This is a genomic window from Novosphingobium sp. P6W (assembly GCF_000876675.2).
In the GTDB taxonomy this organism is placed as follows: domain Bacteria; phylum Pseudomonadota; class Alphaproteobacteria; order Sphingomonadales; family Sphingomonadaceae; genus Novosphingobium.
Genome location: NZ_CP030352.1, coordinates 464841 through 482713, shown reverse-complemented (window position 1 = coordinate 482713; position 17873 = coordinate 464841). Strand labels below are relative to the sequence as shown.

Sequence of the window (17873 nt, the reverse complement as noted above, 5' to 3'; positions counted from 1 at the left end):
GCCTAGAAAACATCCTCGATCGATTTTCCAACCTTACGGCGCGGTACGATCTGCATATCCAGATCCAGAGCAGCTATGATCCCTAAAAGCGTCTCGAGCTTCACTCCCTCACTTCCGTTTTCGATGGCAGAAATCGTCTTTTGATGCGTCCCAACTTTGCTCGCAAGGTCCGTCTGGCTCATGGATCGACGCCGTCGCTCCGTCTGAAGCAGAGCGCCTAGTTGGCTGGCAAGCCGTACCACTTGTTCCATGAGCACTGCTCCACCTATAACCCAAAAGGTATATTCATTATATATACCCTACAAGGTATTATCAAGAGATATACCCTGTAGGGATTAAGCTCTAGATATAACCTTTAGGTTATGATTTGCCAAATCGCTCCGTCATGTCAGTCCGCGTCTGGACGGTTCCACGTTGCAAAGTTGGGCTTGAGGATCTTGGCTCCATCACGAAGACGTTCCAGCTCGTCAGACCAAAACTGCATCAAAGCGACCCGCTCGCTCCAATATTCACCGCGAGTATTCGCAAGCCCGGCCATAGTTGTCGCGGTCGAGTCCGGCACGATACCCGGGATCTCCCCGTCGCAACGCCGCGGCGCCGGCTGCCCGGGCAACAGCGCAATCCGGGTAATAGGTTTCACCCGCCAGTGCTCGCTGCGGGCGCGAGGAAGGAGCCGGGCCGCGGCCTCCACTGCCTCGATGGCAGTGATAGTTGCCGGTCTTGCGGTTGTTATGACAGCCTGCCGCATCGAGGCCGCCCGGATGGGCGTCGGCCGCGAACGGCGCCAGCACACAGACCAGCGCCAATGAAATCCCCCTGATCCTCATTGCCCCAAATTGCGATGAACGATCTGCAATGTCGAGGTGAGAAGCCGCTGATGTGAGTGCGATTCAAATGGCCACGGATCCGTGATGAAAGCCGCTTCGCCGCAAACAAGCAGGCAGCCGATCCAGAATGACCTCATGACGCAGCGCGCATTGAAGCGCTGGAAGATGCAGCACCCCGTTTGCGCTGCGAGTTGAACGACGCACGCGAAGCGATGGGATTTTCGGCCAGTCAGGCGCAGCGACCAGCGACTGGTTGGTCAGCGCAAGGCGGGAACGAAACCAGCGCAGCGCTGTTCCTGTATCGAACGCCCTGCAAAGGGCTGGAACCTGACGGTCCCGCTTCCCCACCCCCTCCGTGGGACCGCCACTCATCAAGGGCCGCTTCTTTTGAAGTGGCCCTTTTTTCGTCGATACCACCGGTCGCACGAATCCGTTGCCGCCGCCAGACCACCGCCCTCTACAGAACTAGCTGTCTGGTCGTGAACCCGTAAATGGGACGCCAGCGGCAGGGGATCGAACCCGCACCTAAGCCTCAAGGCTCAGGATCACTGTGGTGATACGTCTACCAATTCCGTCACGCTGGCCCCGACGGTTTAGCGCGAAGTTGGGCATGCGGCTATCAAACTCCCTTCCTTGGCGGTTGGGAGCTGATTCAGGTTCGGCATGAGCCGATATGATTTGACCGACTTCGAATGGCGGGTGATTGAGCCAATGCTACCTAATAAGCCGCGAGGCGTGCCCCGCGTTGATGATCGCCGCGTGCTGAACGGCATTTTTTGGGCGCTTCGGTCCGGTGCGCCCTGGCGCAACCTGCCTCAACGATATGGTCCGCGCACCACCTGCTACAATCGCTTCACTCGATGGCGAAAGGCGGGCTCACGACTAAAATCCACGCGCTGGTCGATGGGCAAGGCCTCCCGATCCGGCTGCGCCTGACCGCCGGGCAAAGCCATGATGGTCAAGCGGCAAAGGCCACAAAACGACAGATAGCGAAGCTGACGATTCAGCCAGCCACAAATGAGAACAGCGGGCAATGTGCGTACGTGGGTGACTCTGCGGGGCAGATATCAGATACGAACCATAACCCTCAGCCGATCTGCGTCGGCGCAGTACCGTAATAGCTCGATACACGATCCGCGTAGGCTTGATTGAACTCGGGAGCGTTGTTTGCCCAACTGGGGCCGCCTTCAAGCACTCGGCGGTCGATCGTGACAATGTAATCGTCCCCGGCTGCATCATAGGCCAGCACGTCGAAGGGTACGGGGTAGAAGCTCTTGTTGAACCCCAGGAAGCCTCCCAGGCTCAGAACCGCGAACGTCGATTGCCCTGAACGCTTGTCGACCATGAACGCCTTGATGTGACCAAGGTTATCGCCGTCGCGCGAACGCACCTTCAGCCCTGAAGTATCCGCTTCGACGAGGGTCGGCGTTGCTGCTGATACTTCTGTCATCGATAGCTCCTTGTAGCCGTGCTTGCGCTGGCGATGCGGTAAAGGTCAGGTATGCGCCGTCCCACGAACAAGGATGGCGTGGGTCTAACACCTAACGCCTCACACCGTTCCGCGAGCATCGCGCGAGGCGTTCGAATGAAAAGCAATGCTGCCGAGCGAGCTTCCGCCGCGCTGCGATGAGATCGCTGCCAGGCGCAGGCTCCGGGCTACCAACCCGCAGCGCAGCCCATGTTTCATATCAGGCAAGGAGCATCGGCGGCCCTGCCGCCCTCCAAAACTGGCGCGCGCATAAGTTTGAGCCATGCATGTGCGGGAACCAAGTCGTCCATCGGTCTGTTGAGAACATACAAAGAACGAGGATGCGCATATGAGCGATGAACTGCCTAACCCGAAGCTGGATGATCACCCGGGATCAAATACCGAGAAGGACCCGTCGGACTGGGTGTCGGGCGATGACCCGATGACCGGCGCCCAGGCCTCCTATCTCACGACTTTGTGCGAGGAAGCAGGTGAGAACTTACCGCCCGACGACCTCAGCAAAGCAGAAGCGTCGCAGCGAATCGACGCGCTTAAAGCGAAGCTAGGACGGGACTGAAAAGTATGGACCAAGCAGGGAAGTAGACACGTGCGGCTATGGCGTCGGCCTCTCTGTACCCTCTTAGGAGCCAGTGTTTCTATGCCGATAGCATAGTCCTTACCAACAGGGCGCGCGATCGAGTTGCGGCGCCGGATAGTCGCAGTCATTGAACGCACAGATCGGGGCGCTATGCCGTAGCTCCGATCCGCCCATACCGCGGCGCCGAACCTTCTGACTGTTCCCCTTCGCACTCTGAAGAGCACAGTCGATCGTTGCCGGGCTCATCTGCAACAACCTCACCGTCAGCGTCCTCCCCTCCCGACATTAGTCAGGGAGCAGTTTAGAAGAGACAACAACAGCTTTACCGAGAGCATTTCAGGCGAGGAAATTCGTCTCTGACCCAGATTGCCGCGCGACACGAAAGAGTGACCCAGACTTTCATCCTTCACCGCGTCCGTCGGGAAACATACCGATCAATGCCATAGTTCGGACATGCCACAGAGGCAGGCGGCGACTTCTGAAGCAAGGCCGGACGTGGTTGTAAGCAATCAGACCCCGCACCGGCCACCGGCGCCCGCGCCCTCACGGGGCTAAGCGTATGGCGCGGCGTGTGCAGCCGGCGCTACACGCGCTATCACCCATCAATCCTCGACGAGGAAAGGTTACCGCGGTAAGCTGGCTGGCGCCGGATCAGACTTCAGGCTTTATGGGCGACGCAAGCCATATGCGTGCCCCGTCAACGGCTCGACTTCAACCCCTTCGCGAAGCTGATCAAGATAGTCACTCCACCATTGATGCATGGCGGTGCGCTCGCCCCAGTAGAGCCCGCGATTGTAGATTCCCCGGATCGCATTGGTGTCCATATGGGCAAGCGAGCGCTCGATCGCATCCGGGCTCCACCGCCCGCTTTCGTTGAGCAATGTCGAGGCGGTAGTTCGGAGGCCATGCGCGGTGACTTCGTTCGGGCCATAGCCCATGCGGCGAAATGCATTGTTGACGGTGTTCTCGCTCATTGTCCGGCGCGATGTATGAAACGCCGGGAATACGTTTCCGGTCGCTCCCGTCAAACTCTGCAATTCACGCAGATAGCCTATCACTTGGCGCGAAAGCGGCACCCGGTGTGGAAGTCGCATTTTCATTCGTTCCGCAGGAACCGTCCACACTGAGTGCTCGAGATTGAACTCCGACCAGTCCGCTTTTCGCAGCTCACCGGGCCGCGTCATCACGTGTGGTGCGATCTGCATGGCAAGCCGGGTCAACGCGTTGCCTGAGTATTTATCAATATCCCGAAGCAACTGACCGACCTGTGCCGGCTCGAGCAGCGCCGCGTGATGCTTTACTTTTGGGGCTATCAAGGCGCCGCGAAGAATAAACGTCGGGTCACTCTCTCCGCGGCCGGTAGCCACGGCGTATCGAAAGATGCGGCTTGCAAATGACCGGCAGCGGTGGGCCGTCTCCCGCTTGCCCTGCGCTTCGATCCCCTTGAGAACGGCCATGATCTCGAGCGGTTTGATATCGGCGACGGGCCGCTTTGCTATCGGTTTCAGCCGACTGAGGAGCCAGTTCGCCTTGACGATGGTCGCTTCGGCCCGCTCTTCAGCCACCATTCGCTCGATGAACTCCTTGGCAATGTCCTCGAAAGTGTTAGCCGCATGGAAAGAGGCGATAAGCTTCTTCTGCTTGCGCAGCGCAAGCGGATCCTCCCCGGCCTCCAGAAGCCTTCTCGCCTCGTCAAGCTTGCGCCTTGCACCGGCAAGGCCGACGTCCGGGTAACGCCCCAGCGCGAGACGCTTCTGCTTTCCTGCGAACCGGTACTTGAAGCGCCAGAGCTTCGACCCTGCGGGGTGGATCTCAAGATAGAGCCCGCGGCCATCGCTGCATCGGTAGGCCTTCTCCGCAGGCTGGAGGTGGCGGATCTGCATTTCCGTAAGCGCCATTGGCGATTCTCCTCGACGGGTCGAGGAGCGTGACAGCAGGCAAGTGGCCACGGGTTCGATGCCCGATGGGGCAAATTCCCGGTCTCCCGTGGCACCACTCGTTCAGGATACCCTGATTTTACCTGACACGCTCCGAGACTGTTGAGGCTCAGGAATGGCAGAAAACCGCCATTTTTTCAACCTTGGGAGACGTTTTGGGAGGGGTCAATGGTGCCGCTTACAGGATTCGAACCTGTGACCCCATCATTACGAATGATGTGCTCTACCAACTGAGCTAAAGCGGCGTGCCTTGCGGGCAGGCGGGCCATTTACATGGCGACGGGGTGATAGGCAATCGCCTTTCATGCCTTTTTTGTGCTGCTTGCTCTGGGGCTTCGGTGCAGGTGCTGGATCCTGCGAAAAACCACATCTGGGCGCTTCGGCCCCGTACCTTTGAGAGGGGGTATTGGGGGGAGCGCTTGCCCCCATCTTGGGCGCAAATGGCGGCACCCTCGTTGCTGGAATGCCGGTCCGTGCGCCGGTCATACGACTTTTCTATTTTATCGAACATGTACCTCTATTTTATCCATCTTTATCGAAGTTCGAATTTCCGCGAGAAAGACCTCACCGGGCAAGAGCGCCCCTCACCGAGGAGTTTCAACATGACCATCGCCGCCGCCCCGACCGCCACTGCAACCCCTGGCAACTCGCTGATTTCTCCTGACAATCACGCCCTTGTCCTGATCGATTTCCAATCGCAGATGGCCTTCGCCACCAAGTCCATCTCCGCCGAACTGCTCCGCAACAACGCTGCGCTCATCTCGCGCGGGGCGAAGTCGTTCGGCGTGCCCACCATCCTCACCACAGTTGCCGAGAAAAGCTTCTCCGGCCCGATGTTCGACGAGATCACCGATGCCTTCCCTGGCCAGGAACTGCTTGACCGTACTTCGATGAACACCTGGGAAGATGCTGCCGTGATCGCCGAGATCAACCGCATCGCCAAACCCCGCATTGTCTTCGCCGGTCTGTGGACTTCGGTGTGCATCGTCGGCCCGGTGGCATCGGCCATCGACCAGGGCTTCGAGGCCTACTTCATCGCCGATGCCTGCGGCGACATCTCGGACGAAGCGCATGAGATCGCCGTTCAGCGTATGATCCAGCTTGGCGCGGTGCCGATGACCTCGCTCCAGTACCTGCTCGAACTGCAGCGCGACTGGGCGCGTACCGAAACTTACGACAGCACCACCGGCATCGCCAAGGTCTGGGGTGGTTCCTACGGCCTGGGCATCAAATACGCCAAGACCATGTTTGGCGCTTCGGAAGGCGCAAACTGAGTTAAGCTCGGGATCGGCGGCATCTTACCCTCATCTGTCGCCGCCGGTCCCACCCGGCCCTTTCGGGGGCTTCGACAAGCTCAGCCTGAGCGGGTTTCGAAGGTAACTTCAGACCTGCCCAACCTGAGTGGATTTCAAGCATAGCTGTAGACCCGCTCCATCCGAATGAATTGCAAAAGTAGCTTCAAAACCCGCTCAGGCTGAGCTTGTCGAAGCCCCATGCGGCATCTCCACCTTCATCCAAGGATCAGCATCATGGCTTATGTAACCACCACCGACGGCGTTGAAATCTTCTACAAGGACTGGGGCCCGAAGGACGCCCAGCCGATCGTCTTCCATCACGGCTGGCCGCTGTCGTCGGACGACTGGGATGCGCAGATGCTGTTCTTCCTTGCGAAGGGCTACCGCGTCGTCGCGCATGATCGCCGGGGCCACGGCCGTTCGGCGCAGGTGAGCGAGGGCCATGACATGGACCACTACGCCGCCGATGCCGCCGCCGTGATGGAGCACCTCGACCTCAGGAACGCCGTCCACATCGGTCACTCGACCGGCGGCGGCGAAGTTGCCCGCTACGTCGCGCAGTACGGCATTCCGCAGGGCCGCGTCGCCAAGGCGGTACTGGTCAGCTCCGTCCCGCCGATCATGCTCCAGACCGAGCGCTACCCCGGCGGCCTGCCGATCGCGGTGTTCGACGGCCTTCGCGCCGCCCTTGCCGCCAACCGCGCGCAGTTCTTCCACGACCTCGCCGCCGGCGCCTTCTACGGCTTCAACCGCGAGGGTGCGACGGTCATCCCCGCCGTGATCGACAATTGGTGGCGCCAGGGCATGATGGGCAGCGCAAAGGCCCATTACGACGGCATCAAGGCCTTCTCCGAAACCGACCAGACCGATGACCTGAAAGCGATCACCGTCCCCGTGCTCGTCCTCCAGGGCGATGACGACCAGGTCGTGCCGTACAAGAACGCCGCCGAGTTGCAGGCCGAGATCCTGCCCGACGCCACTCTCAAGATCTACCCCGGATTGTCGCACGGGATGCTGACCGTGGACGCCGAAGTCATCAACCCGGACCTGCTCGCCTTCGTGCAGGCCTGAGCCAACGCCTGCCGACCCGCTCCCTGCTGTCGTTCACGAGAAGGCAGCGGGGGCGGGACCTGCGCCGCGCCGGTGGAGCGGGCTTCGACAAGCTCAGCCTGAGCGGGATCAGGGCAGTCCGAGAGCATCCTTTTTCAAATCCGCTCAGGCTGAGCTTGTCGAAGCCCCCACCCCAGACACCGAGGAAACAGATATGAAACCCTACCTTCTCTCTCTTGCCGCCGGGCTTTTGGTGGGCGTCGTTTACAGCTTCCTCGGGGTTCGTTCGCCCGCCCCGCCGATGATCGCATTGATCGGCCTGCTGGGCATCCTGCTGGGCGAACAGGTGATGCCGCTGGCAAAAAAAGTCTGGGCAGCCGAGGACGTCGCCCACTTCGTCCAGACCGACTGCCGCCAGCATGTGCTGGGCCGCCTGCCGGGTGACAAGTTCCCCTGCCGCGCCTCCACAGACAAGGCGGAAGCATGATTACCCGCCGCCAGACGATTGCCGGCGCCGCTGCCTCGTCGCTATTGCCTGCCATGCTCTCAGCCCAACCGGCCCGATCAAACGAAAGCTCTCCCATGACCGACACGATCATCATCAACGCCAAGATCACCACGCTGGACCGCGAGAACCCGCAGGCTGAGGCCGTGGCGATCCGGGACGGCAAGTTTCTGGCCGTCGGCAGCGAACAGGAAGTTCGCGCGGCAGCCCCTGAAGCCACCGTGATCGACGCCAAGGGCCACCGCCTGATCCCCGGCCTGATCGACAGCCACATGCACATCATTCGCGGCGGCCTGAACTTCAACATGGAGCTGCGCTGGGACGGCGTGACCAGCCTGTCCGAAGCGATGGCGATGCTGAAGGCCCAGGTCGACAAGACCCCCGCCCCGCAGTGGGTGCGCGTGGTCGGCGGCTTTACCGAACACCAGTTCGCCGAAAAGCGCCTGCCCACCATCGCCGAGCTGAACGCGGTAGCGCCCGATACCCCGGTGTTCATCCTGCACCTCTACGACCGCGCGCTGCTCAATGCCGCGGCGCTGCGGGTGGTGGGCTATACCAAGGACACGCCCAACCCGCCCGGCGGTGAAATCGTGCGCGATGCACAGGGCAACCCCACCGGCCTGCTGCTGGCCCAGCCCAACGCGACGATCCTCTATTCGACGCTGGCCAAGGGGCCGAAGCTGCCGCCGGAATACCAGATCAATTCGACCCGCCACTTCATGCGCGAAGTCAACGCGCTGGGCGTCACCGGCGTGATCGATGCGGGCGGCGGCTTCCAGAACTACCCCGACGACTACGAGATCATCGAGAAGCTGCACGCCGACGATCAGCTGACGGTGCGCATCAGCTACAACCTGTTCACCCAGAAGCCGAAGGAAGAATTGGCCGACTTCCAGGGCTGGGTGAAGCAGGTAAAGCCCGGCCAGGGCGACGATACCTACCGCCACAACGGCGCGGGCGAGATGCTGGTCTATTCCGCCGCCGACTTCGAGGACTTCCGCGTGGAGCGCCCCGACATGGCGCCCAGCATGGAAGGCGATCTCGAACCCGTCATCCGTCTGCTGGCAGAGCACCGCTGGCCCTGGCGCCTGCACGCCACGTATGACGAGACGATCGGCCGCGCGCTCGACGTGTATGAGAAGGTCAACCGCGACATCCCGCTTACGGGCATCAACTGGTTCTTCGACCATGCCGAGACGATCAGCGACCGCAACATAGACCGCATCGCGGCTCTTGGCGGCGGCATCGCCGTGCAGCACCGCATGGCCTATCAGGGCGAGGACTTCGTGCAGCGCTACGGCGCCAAGGCGGCAGAGCGCACCCCGCCGATCGCCAAGATGCTGGCCGCCGGCATCCCGGTGGGCGGCGGCACCGATGCCACCCGCGTTGCCAGCTACAACCCTTGGGTCTCGCTGTCGTGGCTGGTGAGCGGACGCACCGTGGGCGGCCTGCGCCTGTACCCAAATGCCAACCGCGTCAGCCGTGAAAAGGCGCTGGCGATGTGGACGCATGAGAACACCTGGTTCTCCAGCGAAGTGGGCAAGAAGGGGCAGATCAAGGCTGGCCAGCTGGCCGACCTCGCGCTGCTCTCGGACGACTTCTTTGCCGTGCCCGAGCACGAGATCGTCCATATCCGCGCGATCCTGACGATCCTGGGCGGCAAGGTGGTCCACGGTGATGGCGACTTCCGCCCGCTCGCTCCGGAGTTGCCGCGTCCGATGCCGGACTGGTCGCCGGTCGCCACCTTCGGCGGCTATTACCAGACGCCCGAAGCGAAGGAAAAGCTGGCCTCTGCCTGCGGCTGCGCCAGCAGCTGCGGCGTCCATGGCCACGACCACGCGGCCGCGCTGGGCGCCAATGTGCCGGCAGCGGATGTCCAGACCTTCTGGGGATCGCTGGGCTGCGGCTGCTGGGCGGTTTGAACCCGTACGGCCCCTCTCGATGGGGAGGGGCCGTATCGCCACTATTCAATAATATCGAACGTTTCAGTCTAGATTATTCGGATCGATAGATCCCGGAGTGCCGCCTACACAGGTCTCGCACCATCGACCGAGCGGCATTGTCCCTCTCCCATCGGAGCCACAGACATGAAGACCTTCACCCTGATGATCGCGGCCGCCATGGTGGTCGCGGGCCCCGCAGTCACGCCCGCGTTCGCCGCGCCCCCCGCTTCAGCCGCCGCCGATTATGCCGTCGGCGCCCAGTACGACACCACCCACGTCTACGTGCCGCAAGACCAGTTCGACACCTTCGTCGCCAGCTTCGTCGCCACGTTCGGCGGCACCACCAGCAAGCAGGGCGAATTCCAGGTTACCCCGACCCCCAGCCTCACCAAGTCGCAGCTTGTGCTCACGCCTTCAGGCACGGTCTCGGTTTTCGGCTTCAAGACGCCGATCCCCTACCCCTTCGGCGACGAGCGCACCGGCTATCTGACGACCGATCTCGACGCAGCGGTTACGTCCGCCGTTGCCCACGGCGCAGTGCGCCGACTGGAAAGCTTCCCCGATCCCATCGGCCGGGATTCGGTGATCCAGTGGCCGGGCGGCGTCAACATGCAGCTCTACTGGCACACCGCGAAGCCCAATTACGCCCCGCTGACCACCGTGCCCGAGAACCGCATATACCTGACCGCAGACGCCGCGCCCGCCTTCCTCAAGAGCTGGACCGGCTTCGCCCACGCCAGGATCATGGCTGACGACAAGGCCGCTCCCGGCGCAGAGATCGGCGAGCCGGGCAAGACCATCCGCCGTGTTTCGCTGGACAGCGGCTACGGCAAGATGGTGGTCTACGTCTCGGACGGCCAGCTCCCCTGGCCGTATGGCCGCGACATGACTGGCTACGAAGTGACCGACCTCGCCGCCACGCTTGCCAAGGCCGGCGCAGCGGGGGTGGAAACGCTGGTCGAGCCTTTCGCCACTGGTCAGCGCCAGAGCGCAATCGTGCGCTTTCCCGGCGGCTACATCGCCGAAATCCACTCCGACAAGGTGGGCTGAGCCATGGGCACCGATAACACCCCCCGCTTCGCGATATCGGTGCTGAACTTCGCGCCGACGGGCTTCCTCGCCCGCCTCCTGCTGGTGAGCGCGTATCTCGTCGGCGGCGTGACCAAGCTGTCCGACTGGCCCTCGGCGCTGGCGGAACAGGCGCACTTCGGCATGACCCCGCCGGCCCTGTGGGCCGGGCTGACGATCGCGGTGGAGCTGATCGGCTCGGCTCTGATCCTGACGGGGCGACTGGTGTGGCTGGGCGCGGGAATGCTGGGCGTGTTCACGTTCCTCGCCGCGCTGACCGCCAATGCCTTCTGGGCCATGCCGGCAGGTGCGGAGCGCTTCGCCGTGACCAACGCCTTCTTCGAGCACATGGGCCTCGTCGGCGGCTTCATCCTCGCCGCGATCCTGAGCTACCGGGCCAAGCAAAGTGGCTGACGGCGCAACCAGGGCCGCGCTGGCGCTCGCCCTCGCGGCCTGCCTGCCTACCGCTGCCCACGCGCAAACCACGGAAGCGTGGCAGGCCCCCACGCTCACCATCACCCGTTACGACGAAGACTGGTCCGACCTCGCCGACGCAGACGAGCGCGCGGATCACTGGACCGGCCCGTTCAAGTACATCCCCCTAGGCGAAATCGCGGGAGAGGACGCTTGGCTCTCCACCGGCATAGAACTGCGCGCCCGCAGCGAGAACTACGACGACAACCTGTGGGGCGGCGCCGATGCCCCCGACGACGGCTACGTATGGCTGCGCGCGATGCCCTATGCAGACCTCCACGTCGGCAAGCTTCGCGCCTTCGTCCAGCCGATCGCCGCGACCTCGATCGGCGTAGCGCCCTCCCCCGGCCCGGTGGACGAAACCGGCATCGACCTGCTGCAAGGGTTCGTCGAAGCCGATCTCGGCCCCGTCACCCTGCGCGGCGGCCGGCAGATGCTTTCGCTGGGCACGGAGCGGCTGATCGGCACGCGTTACGGCCCCAACGTACCCCTCGCGTTCGACGGACTGCGCGCTAACGTCAGGGTGGGTAGCGCCAAGATCAGCCTGCTCGCAGTGCGCCCGGTGCAGCCCGGCAAAGGCGATTTTGATGACCGCACCTCATCAGACAAGGCTTTGTGGGGCGCCTATGCCGCGCTGCCGGAACTGGACCTCTACTACCTCGGCTACCGCAACGACGCCGCCCGCTGGGCCGCCCGCACCGGCGCGGAAACCCGCCACAGCCTGGGCGCACGCTGGCACGGCGCCCGCCACAACTGGCACTGGAACGTCGAGGGCGTGGCGCAGTTCGGCCACTTCGCCGGCGGCCGCATCCGCGCCTGGACGCTGGGCACGGAAGTGGGCCGCGCCTTCCCGGACGCCCCGCTGGCCCCGGATTTCACCTTGCGCACCAACGTGGTGAGCGGCGACACCAACCGCTCCGACAACCGCCTCGGCACCTTCAACGCCCTGTTTCCCAAGGGAAAGTATTTCGGCGAACTCTCGCCGGTCGGGCCCTACAACATGATCAACGTCAACCCCTCGGTCGGCCTGCAACTGGCGCCCACCGTATCCGCCAGCATCGGCGCCGCCGCGTTCTGGCGCTACTCCCGCGCCGACGGGGTCTACGACATTCCCGGCAACCTGATCCGGAGTGCGGAAGACAGCCGCGCCCGCTTCATCGGCAAGGAAGTGGAAGCCACCGTAGCCTGGCAAGCCAGCGCCGAACTCGAACTCTCGGCCTCGATCTCCGCCTTCGCGCCGGGCGCCTTCATCCGTGAAACCGGCAGCGGCAAGACGATCCACATGCTCGGCCTGGAAAGCAATTTCCGCTTTTGAGCTTTTCAGTTTCATCGAACTAATGGAGCGATTTTATTCGGATATTCGGGAATGCGCCAGCCCTTTAAACCAGCGTCATAGCCCATTCGGAGACCATCATGACCGCCACACCATCCGCCACGCTGCCCCGCCTCCTGCTGCTGCTGTCCGCCACCACCGGCCTCGTCGATGCCGCTTCGGTGTTGGGGCTGGGCAAGGTCTTCACCGCCAACATGACCGGAAACGTCGTATTCCTGGGCTTTGCCGCCGCCGGGACGCCGGGTTTCAAGGTGATCCCCGCCGTTCTTGCGCTGCTGTCGTTCATGGTGGGCGCCTGGGGCGCGGGGCACCTTGCCCGCAGCCATGTCAAGCGTCCGCTGCGCCGCTGGCTGCTTTGGGCCGCGCTGGTCGAAGGCGGGCTGCTGTGGATTGCCGCCCTGATCGCGCTGAAGATCGACGTCGCCTCGCAAGCCCCGGAACTGGCGGTCCTCACCGTGATCGCGCTGACCGGCTTCGCGATGGGACTGCGTAATGCGACCGTACGCCAGCTCAAGGTGCCCGACCTGACGACCACTGTGCTGACCCTGACCATCACCGGCATCGCCGCCGACCGCGCCGACGGAAAATCTCCCAACCTTGTCCGCCGCTTCGGCGCGGTGCTGTCGATCTTCGCCGGAGCGGCCATCGGCGCGCTGCTGCTGCGCTACGGCGGGCTGCCCCTGCCGCTGGCGCTGGCCGGTACCGTGGTTCTGGGCGCAACCCTGATCTTCAACCGCGACCCTGCTTCGGCCTTGCCGCACCGCCCGTAAAGGCGCGCGCCGCAGCGGCGATCGAGGACCGTTTCAGCGGCCTGAGGCCTCCGCCGGGACAGGGGCGGCCTCGACTGGCCGCGCTTTTACGGCGGTAATGGAACCTTGGCGCGTTCCGCGCACTAAACACACTCATACAGTCGTATCGTTCAGCCGCGCGCCCGCACTCGATAGCACGGCGCCTGTCTGCCGAAGGCCGGGCGTGCCCACGTGGGCAGCGAGGAGGAGTGACGATGAGGGACCAGTCGGAAGCAGTCGCCGGATCGCGGGCACAAGGCGCGATTCTCGAACGCTTCCGCCGCACACGGGACCTCAGCCGCGATCTTGCCGACGGGCTGAACGAGGCGGACATGACGGTGCAGTCGATGCCCGACGCCTCGCCCGCCAAGTGGCATCTGGCGCATACGACGTGGTTCTTCGAAACCTTCCTGCTGCGCGATCAGGTGCCTGGCTATCGCCTGTTCGATGAACGCTGGCCGTTTTTGTTCAACAGCTATTACGAAGCCGAAGGCGCACGTATGGCCCGCCCCGAGCGCGGTCTGCTGACCCGCCCGACCGTAGCAGAAATGCTGGCCTACCGCGACCATGTGGACGAGGCCATGTCCGCCGCGCTGCCCCGGTTGATGGAGCGGCACGGCGAGCTTGTGGAACTGGGTATCCAACACGAACAGCAGCACCAAGAACTGCTGCTGACAGACATCAAGCACCTCTTCTCGCGCAATCCGCTTGGCCCTGCGGCCTACGCCGCAGCCGGTGACGGCGCTGCGGGCACAGACGTTCCGCTGCGCTGGATCACGGGCGCCGAGGGGCTGGCTGAAATCGGCAGCGACGGGGAAGGCTTCGCCTTTGACAACGAATTGCCGCGCCATCCCTCCTGGCTCGCACCCCATGCGCTGGCCAACCGGCCGGTGACCAATGGCGAGTGGATCGAATTCATCGCCGACCAAGGCTATGCAACCCCCTCGCTGTGGCTGTCGGACGGCTGGGACTGGGTGCGGCGTGAGGGCATTGGCGCCCCGCTATACTGGCGCGGACAGGGCGGCGCGTGGGAACATTTCACGCTGGCCGGATGGCAGCCGCTCGATCCCCACGCGCCTGTCACCCACATCTCGTTCTACGAAGCCGACGCTTTCGCGACATGGGCCGGTGCCCGCCTGCCGACCGAGCAGGAATGGGAATCCGCCGCCCAGTTCCGCAATCCGCTGAGCGGAGTCCAGCTGGACCGAGCAGGCGGTGTCACGCCGCGCGCCGAGAGCAAGGATGGCGCTTTCGCCTCGCTGTTCGGCAACGTGTGGGAATGGACCGGCTCGGCCTATCGCCCCTGGCCCGGTTACCGCCCGGCGGCCGGCGCGGTGGGCGAATACAATGGCAAGTTCATGTCCGGCCAGTTCGTGCTCAAGGGCGGTAGCTGCGCCACGCCGCGCGGCCATGTCCGCGCCTCGTACCGCAATTTCTTCCATCCTCATCAGCGTTGGCAGTTCACCGGCCTGCGCCTTGCAAGGAGCCTATAGGCATGCTGTTCACGCCGACGCGCCCCGAAGACGATACCCGCAGCGATGCGCCCGCCATCGACCCGGCGTTCCGCGCCGACGTGCTGCGAGGGCTGGGTCAGGCGGACAAGGCGATCCCCGCACGCTGGTTCTACGACATGCGCGGATCGCAGCTGTTCGAGGCGATCACGCAGGTTTCCGAATATTACCCCACCCGCACCGAGACAGCCCTGCTCCACGACCACGCCCCGGCCGTGGCGCAAACGTTGGGTGCGGACGCTACGGTGGTCGAGTTCGGATCGGGCAGTTCGATCAAGACCCGCATCCTGCTGAAATCCATGCCCCGCGCCACGTATGTGCCGATCGACATCTGCGGCGAGTTTCTCGACGAAGCCTGCGCGGACCTTGCGGCGCTATTCCCGCAGTTGCGGATCGTGCCGGTGGAGGCGAACTTCATGAACCCGGTGCACTTGCCGGTGCAGCGTGACGGGCAGGCGATGCTGGGCTTCTTCCCCGGATCGACCATCGGCAACATGACGGCAGCAGCGGCGATCGACCTGCTGCGCTCGATGCGCCAGACGCTGGGACCGAAAGCGCACCTGCTGATCGGCATCGACCGGGTGAAGGACCCCCAGCGCCTGATCGCCGCTTATGACGATGCGCAGGGGGTGACAGCGCTGTTCAACCTCAATCTGCTCCAGCGCATCAACCGCGAGCTTGGCGGAACCATCCCGATAAGCGAATTTCGCCATGTCGCCCGCTGGAACGAGAATGCGAGCAGGATCGAGATGCATCTCGAAGCCCTCCGCGCCCTTCGCTTCGAGGTTGCCGGCCAGTCCTTCCACATGGACGGCGGCGAGACCATCCACACCGAGAACTGCCACAAGTACCGCCCTAGCGAGATGCGCCTGCTGCTGGCCGCCAGTGGCTGGAACCAGCTGGAACACTGGACCGATCCGCAGGAGGATTTCTCGCTGGTACTGGCCGGGGCCGAAAGCGACCGGCAGACGCCCTGAACCGCGATCAGGCACGGCGGTCCCGGTTTGCGTGGCGGTGCGGGGGTTCGTCGCAGCAGCCGACGTGGCCGCCGCCAGCCTCTGAGGTCGGGATCGACGAGACCGGGCGCTGCGCATGATCTCTCTACGAAAGCGGGCGCACGAGCCGGCTTTGATCGCCGGGCACATGCGCCCCTGAGTACTGAATGTCTCCCCCTCCCGCGACGGGGGTTTCTTCATCGCGGGAGTTAGAGGAGGCGGCCCACGGCAAGGGCCGCCTCCTCCCCGACCCCGTCAGACGGAGTCGGGTAGAGGCGTGTCCGACCTGGGGGAGGGCAACAAGAGCGGCGGACACGCCATCCTTGTTTCAGCTCCCCGTGAGGCCGCCAAGCAGCCCCGTCACGGGCGAGAGCAGGGAAGCAGTTCCTGAACCCGTGCCCCCGCCGACACCGCCGAGCAGACCACTGACGACACCCGTGACCGGGGCGAGAGCACTGCCTGCTCCGCTGCCACCGCCGACGCCGCCAAGCAGACCGCTCACCACGCCGGTCACCGGAGCAAGCGCACTGCCCGCGCCGCTACCACCACCGACGCCACCTAGCAGGCCGCTCACTACGCCCGTGACAGGAGCGAGCACCGTGCCCGCGCCGCTGCCGCCGCCGACACCGCCCAGCAAGCCGCTCACTACGCCCGTGACCGGGGCAAGCACAGTGCCGGCACCCGAACCACCACTGACGCCGCCGAGAAGGCCGCCGACGACCCCGGTAACGGGCGACAGCACCGAGCTGCCGGTCTCCCCCGCACCGAGGCCGCCGACCACTTGGCCGACCAACGGACCAAGCGCTCCGTTCACGGCGTCCAGCACCGGCGAGGTCACCGTGTCCACCACGAGGGTGACAGGTGCCACGACCGGAGCCAGCCCGTCGGTAACCTGGGTCACGCCGCTGCCGACCTGCGCGCCCAGCAGAGCACCGGCAAGGTTGCCGACAGGCGCCAGACCCTGCGCCACGCCCGCCGCCGTCGTCGGCAGCGTAACGTCCAGCACCGCGCCATCGGAAAGCACGTCAGCCGTCACCAGCTGCCCCGAGACGAGGCCCGGATTGTTCGACAGCACGTTTGCGCCCACTAGGGTGCCGCTCGTGCTCGCGCCGGTCAGGCCGTTGTTCGCAAGGTCCAGCCCCACAAGCGGTCCGGTATAAGTCGGCGCGGCGCCGGAGCCGCTGCCCGGCAAGCTGCCGGTTACGCCACTTACCAGGCCGCCCAGCTGTCCGGTAAGCGGAGCCAGCAGGCCGCCGGAACCCACAACCGGGGCCAGCACGGTATCGACGGTATCGAGCAAAGGCGTGGTCACGCCGCTGACGGTGGAAGTCACGGCAGCGACCGTGGGCGAAAGCCCGTTGGTCAGGCCGGTCACTGTCGTTCCTACCGGCTCGCCCAGCAGTGCTCCCGCCAGCGCGCCGACCGGGGCCAGGGCCTGCTGCGTCTGCGCCGTTGTGGTGGGCAGGGTCACCTGCACAACGTTGCCGTCACCCGTCAGCACGTCGACCACGATGCCGCTGCCACTGCCGGTGGAACCGGCGGGCGGAGCTACATTGACGTCGATCAGGCTGCCCGGACCGCTGGGGCCAAGAATGGGCACGCCGCCGACACTCACCCCGGTAGCGGGGCCGGTGATGCTGGTCGTCCCGGTCGGACCGGAGGGGCCGCTGGGGCCGCTGGGGCCAGTAGGTCCCGTCGGGCCGGTTGGGCCAGTCGGTCCAGTAGGGCCGGTGGGACCCGTGGGTCCGCTGGGGGTCGACGGGCCCGAAGGCGTGCCTGCATGAAATCCGACGTTGTCGGCGCAGGCGCCCAGGAGCAATAGCGGGATAGTCGTTGCGCAAAGCAGGGTTTGCCGTGCCGTCGGGCGCTGGGTCCGGTTGGTCATTGTGTTGTCCTCCATGAATTGCCGTATGCGCAAAGCGTAAGGCAGGTCAGGAGGAGAGATCGCGCCCAGAAGCAGCCGCTTCGGCCCTGTGCCGGCGGGCTGCCGACCGGACGCCGCAGGGCGGCTTCTGGCAGGAAGCAAGGTACGCCGGAACGCCCCCGGCCGGATGCGCAATCCGCACGCAAGGCCATTTCCT

General features: G+C 64.2%; 16 protein-coding genes, 2 tRNA genes and 1 pseudogene. 12 read left to right on the top strand and 7 right to left on the bottom strand.

Features of this window, described 5'->3' with window-relative positions; all coding sequences use genetic code 11:
* Positions 1-2: 2 nt before the first annotated feature.
* The 3 genes from TQ38_RS02420 to TQ38_RS29860 all read right to left on the bottom strand — a co-directional run bounded on the left by TQ38_RS02420 (position 3) and on the right by TQ38_RS29860 (position 1411).
* Entirely contained in the window at positions 3-251 is a 249-nt protein-coding gene (locus TQ38_RS02420) for a helix-turn-helix domain-containing protein (RefSeq protein WP_043973566.1), read from the bottom strand.
* Between the two features lie 258 nt (positions 252-509).
* Positions 510-827, bottom strand: a complete 318-nt coding sequence (locus tag TQ38_RS02410) for a YHYH domain-containing protein (RefSeq protein WP_082057601.1) — start codon at positions 825-827, stop codon at positions 510-512.
* A gap of 497 nt (positions 828-1324) precedes the next feature.
* Positions 1325-1411 (bottom strand) — tRNA-Gln (locus tag TQ38_RS29860).
* Positions 1412-1490: 79 nt separating this feature from the next.
* Here TQ38_RS29860 and TQ38_RS02405 point away from each other — a divergent pair.
* Positions 1491-1801 (top strand): annotated as a pseudogene (locus TQ38_RS02405) (transposase); the annotation flags it as partial.
* 113 nt (positions 1802-1914) lie between these two features.
* Here TQ38_RS02405 and TQ38_RS02400 read toward each other — a convergent pair.
* Positions 1915-2277, bottom strand: coding sequence for a PRC-barrel domain-containing protein (locus tag TQ38_RS02400; protein WP_043973568.1), 363 nt, complete (start codon positions 2275-2277; stop codon positions 1915-1917).
* Positions 2278-2644: 367 nt separating this feature from the next.
* Between TQ38_RS02400 and TQ38_RS02395 the strand changes: the two genes are divergently transcribed.
* A complete protein-coding gene (locus TQ38_RS02395) occupies positions 2645-2872 on the top strand; it encodes a DUF3072 domain-containing protein (protein ID WP_043973569.1) in 228 nt (75 codons plus the stop codon).
* Positions 2873-3558: 686 nt separating this feature from the next.
* Here TQ38_RS02395 and TQ38_RS02385 read toward each other — a convergent pair.
* Positions 3559-4791 (bottom strand): integrase arm-type DNA-binding domain-containing protein, encoded by a 1233-nt coding sequence (locus TQ38_RS02385; protein ID WP_043973571.1) that lies wholly within the window; start codon positions 4789-4791, stop codon positions 3559-3561.
* 208 nt (positions 4792-4999) lie between these two features.
* Positions 5000-5075 (bottom strand) — tRNA-Thr (locus tag TQ38_RS02380).
* Between the two features lie 357 nt (positions 5076-5432).
* On the opposite strand from TQ38_RS02380, the gene TQ38_RS02375 reads away from it, so the two are divergent.
* From TQ38_RS02375 to egtD, 10 genes are all read left to right on the top strand, one after another.
* Complete coding sequence (locus TQ38_RS02375) at positions 5433-6104, top strand: hydrolase (protein ID WP_043973573.1); 672 nt, start codon at positions 5433-5435, stop codon at positions 6102-6104.
* Between the two features lie 255 nt (positions 6105-6359).
* Positions 6360-7196 carry an alpha/beta fold hydrolase gene (locus TQ38_RS02370; protein WP_043973575.1) on the top strand — a complete coding sequence of 279 codons (837 nt, stop codon included), beginning with the start codon at positions 6360-6362 and terminating at the stop codon, positions 7194-7196.
* Positions 7197-7389: 193 nt separating this feature from the next.
* Positions 7390-7662 (top strand): DUF1427 family protein, encoded by a 273-nt coding sequence (locus TQ38_RS02365; protein ID WP_043973578.1) that lies wholly within the window; start codon positions 7390-7392, stop codon positions 7660-7662.
* A gap of 95 nt (positions 7663-7757) precedes the next feature.
* Positions 7758-9602, top strand: a complete 1845-nt coding sequence (locus tag TQ38_RS02360) for an amidohydrolase (RefSeq protein WP_043973581.1) — start codon at positions 7758-7760, stop codon at positions 9600-9602.
* A gap of 165 nt (positions 9603-9767) precedes the next feature.
* Positions 9768-10673, top strand: a complete 906-nt coding sequence (locus TQ38_RS02355; RefSeq protein WP_043973583.1) for a hypothetical protein — start codon at positions 9768-9770, stop codon at positions 10671-10673.
* A gap of 3 nt (positions 10674-10676) precedes the next feature.
* On the top strand, positions 10677-11105 hold the full coding sequence (locus TQ38_RS02350; RefSeq protein ID WP_043973585.1) for a DoxX family protein: 429 nt from the start codon (positions 10677-10679) through the stop codon (positions 11103-11105).
* Positions 11106-11124: 19 nt separating this feature from the next.
* Positions 11125-12480, top strand: coding sequence for an alginate export family protein (locus TQ38_RS02345; protein WP_043974457.1), 1356 nt, complete (start codon positions 11125-11127; stop codon positions 12478-12480).
* 98 nt (positions 12481-12578) lie between these two features.
* On the top strand, positions 12579-13268 hold the full coding sequence (locus TQ38_RS02340) for a YoaK family protein (protein ID WP_043973588.1): 690 nt from the start codon (positions 12579-12581) through the stop codon (positions 13266-13268).
* Positions 13269-13501: 233 nt separating this feature from the next.
* Positions 13502-14779: an ergothioneine biosynthesis protein EgtB gene (gene egtB, locus TQ38_RS02335; protein ID WP_043973590.1), complete on the top strand. Its 1278-nt coding sequence runs from the start codon at positions 13502-13504 to the stop codon at positions 14777-14779.
* Between the two features lie 2 nt (positions 14780-14781).
* The gene (gene egtD / locus TQ38_RS02330; protein ID WP_043973592.1) at positions 14782-15774 is read left to right on the top strand and encodes an L-histidine N(alpha)-methyltransferase; all 993 of its coding nucleotides are present in this window, start codon (positions 14782-14784) and stop codon (positions 15772-15774) included.
* A gap of 346 nt (positions 15775-16120) precedes the next feature.
* Here egtD and TQ38_RS02325 read toward each other — a convergent pair whose 3' ends face one another.
* Positions 16121-17677 (bottom strand): hypothetical protein, encoded by a 1557-nt coding sequence (locus tag TQ38_RS02325; RefSeq protein WP_082057629.1) that lies wholly within the window; start codon positions 17675-17677, stop codon positions 16121-16123.
* Positions 17678-17873: the final 196 nt, after the last annotated feature.

Excerpts from the sequence above, each read along its gene's own strand:
- TQ38_RS02420 (WP_043973566.1), bottom strand. The coding sequence starts at position 251 with ATGGAACAAGTGGTACGGCTTGCCAGCCAACTAGGCGCTCTGCTTCAG.
- TQ38_RS02375 (WP_043973573.1), top strand. The coding sequence starts at position 5,433 with ATGACCATCGCCGCCGCCCCGACCGCCACTGCAACCCCTGGCAACTCG.
- egtD (WP_043973592.1), top strand. The coding sequence starts at position 14,782 with ATGCTGTTCACGCCGACGCGCCCCGAAGACGATACCCGCAGCGATGCG.
- TQ38_RS02395 (WP_043973569.1), top strand. The coding sequence starts at position 2,645 with ATGAGCGATGAACTGCCTAACCCGAAGCTGGATGATCACCCGGGATCA.
- TQ38_RS02340 (WP_043973588.1), top strand. The coding sequence starts at position 12,579 with ATGACCGCCACACCATCCGCCACGCTGCCCCGCCTCCTGCTGCTGCTG.
- TQ38_RS02400 (WP_043973568.1), bottom strand. The coding sequence starts at position 2,277 with ATGACAGAAGTATCAGCAGCAACGCCGACCCTCGTCGAAGCGGATACT.
- TQ38_RS02325 (WP_082057629.1), bottom strand. The coding sequence starts at position 17,677 with ATGACCAACCGGACCCAGCGCCCGACGGCACGGCAAACCCTGCTTTGC.
- TQ38_RS02350 (WP_043973585.1), top strand. The coding sequence starts at position 10,677 with ATGGGCACCGATAACACCCCCCGCTTCGCGATATCGGTGCTGAACTTC.
- TQ38_RS02410 (WP_082057601.1), bottom strand. The coding sequence starts at position 827 with ATGAGGATCAGGGGGATTTCATTGGCGCTGGTCTGTGTGCTGGCGCCG.
- TQ38_RS02365 (WP_043973578.1), top strand. The coding sequence starts at position 7,390 with ATGAAACCCTACCTTCTCTCTCTTGCCGCCGGGCTTTTGGTGGGCGTC.
- TQ38_RS02360 (WP_043973581.1), top strand. The coding sequence starts at position 7,758 with ATGACCGACACGATCATCATCAACGCCAAGATCACCACGCTGGACCGC.
- TQ38_RS02385 (WP_043973571.1), bottom strand. The coding sequence starts at position 4,791 with ATGGCGCTTACGGAAATGCAGATCCGCCACCTCCAGCCTGCGGAGAAG.
- egtB (WP_043973590.1), top strand. The coding sequence starts at position 13,502 with ATGAGGGACCAGTCGGAAGCAGTCGCCGGATCGCGGGCACAAGGCGCG.
- TQ38_RS02370 (WP_043973575.1), top strand. The coding sequence starts at position 6,360 with ATGGCTTATGTAACCACCACCGACGGCGTTGAAATCTTCTACAAGGAC.
- TQ38_RS02355 (WP_043973583.1), top strand. The coding sequence starts at position 9,768 with ATGAAGACCTTCACCCTGATGATCGCGGCCGCCATGGTGGTCGCGGGC.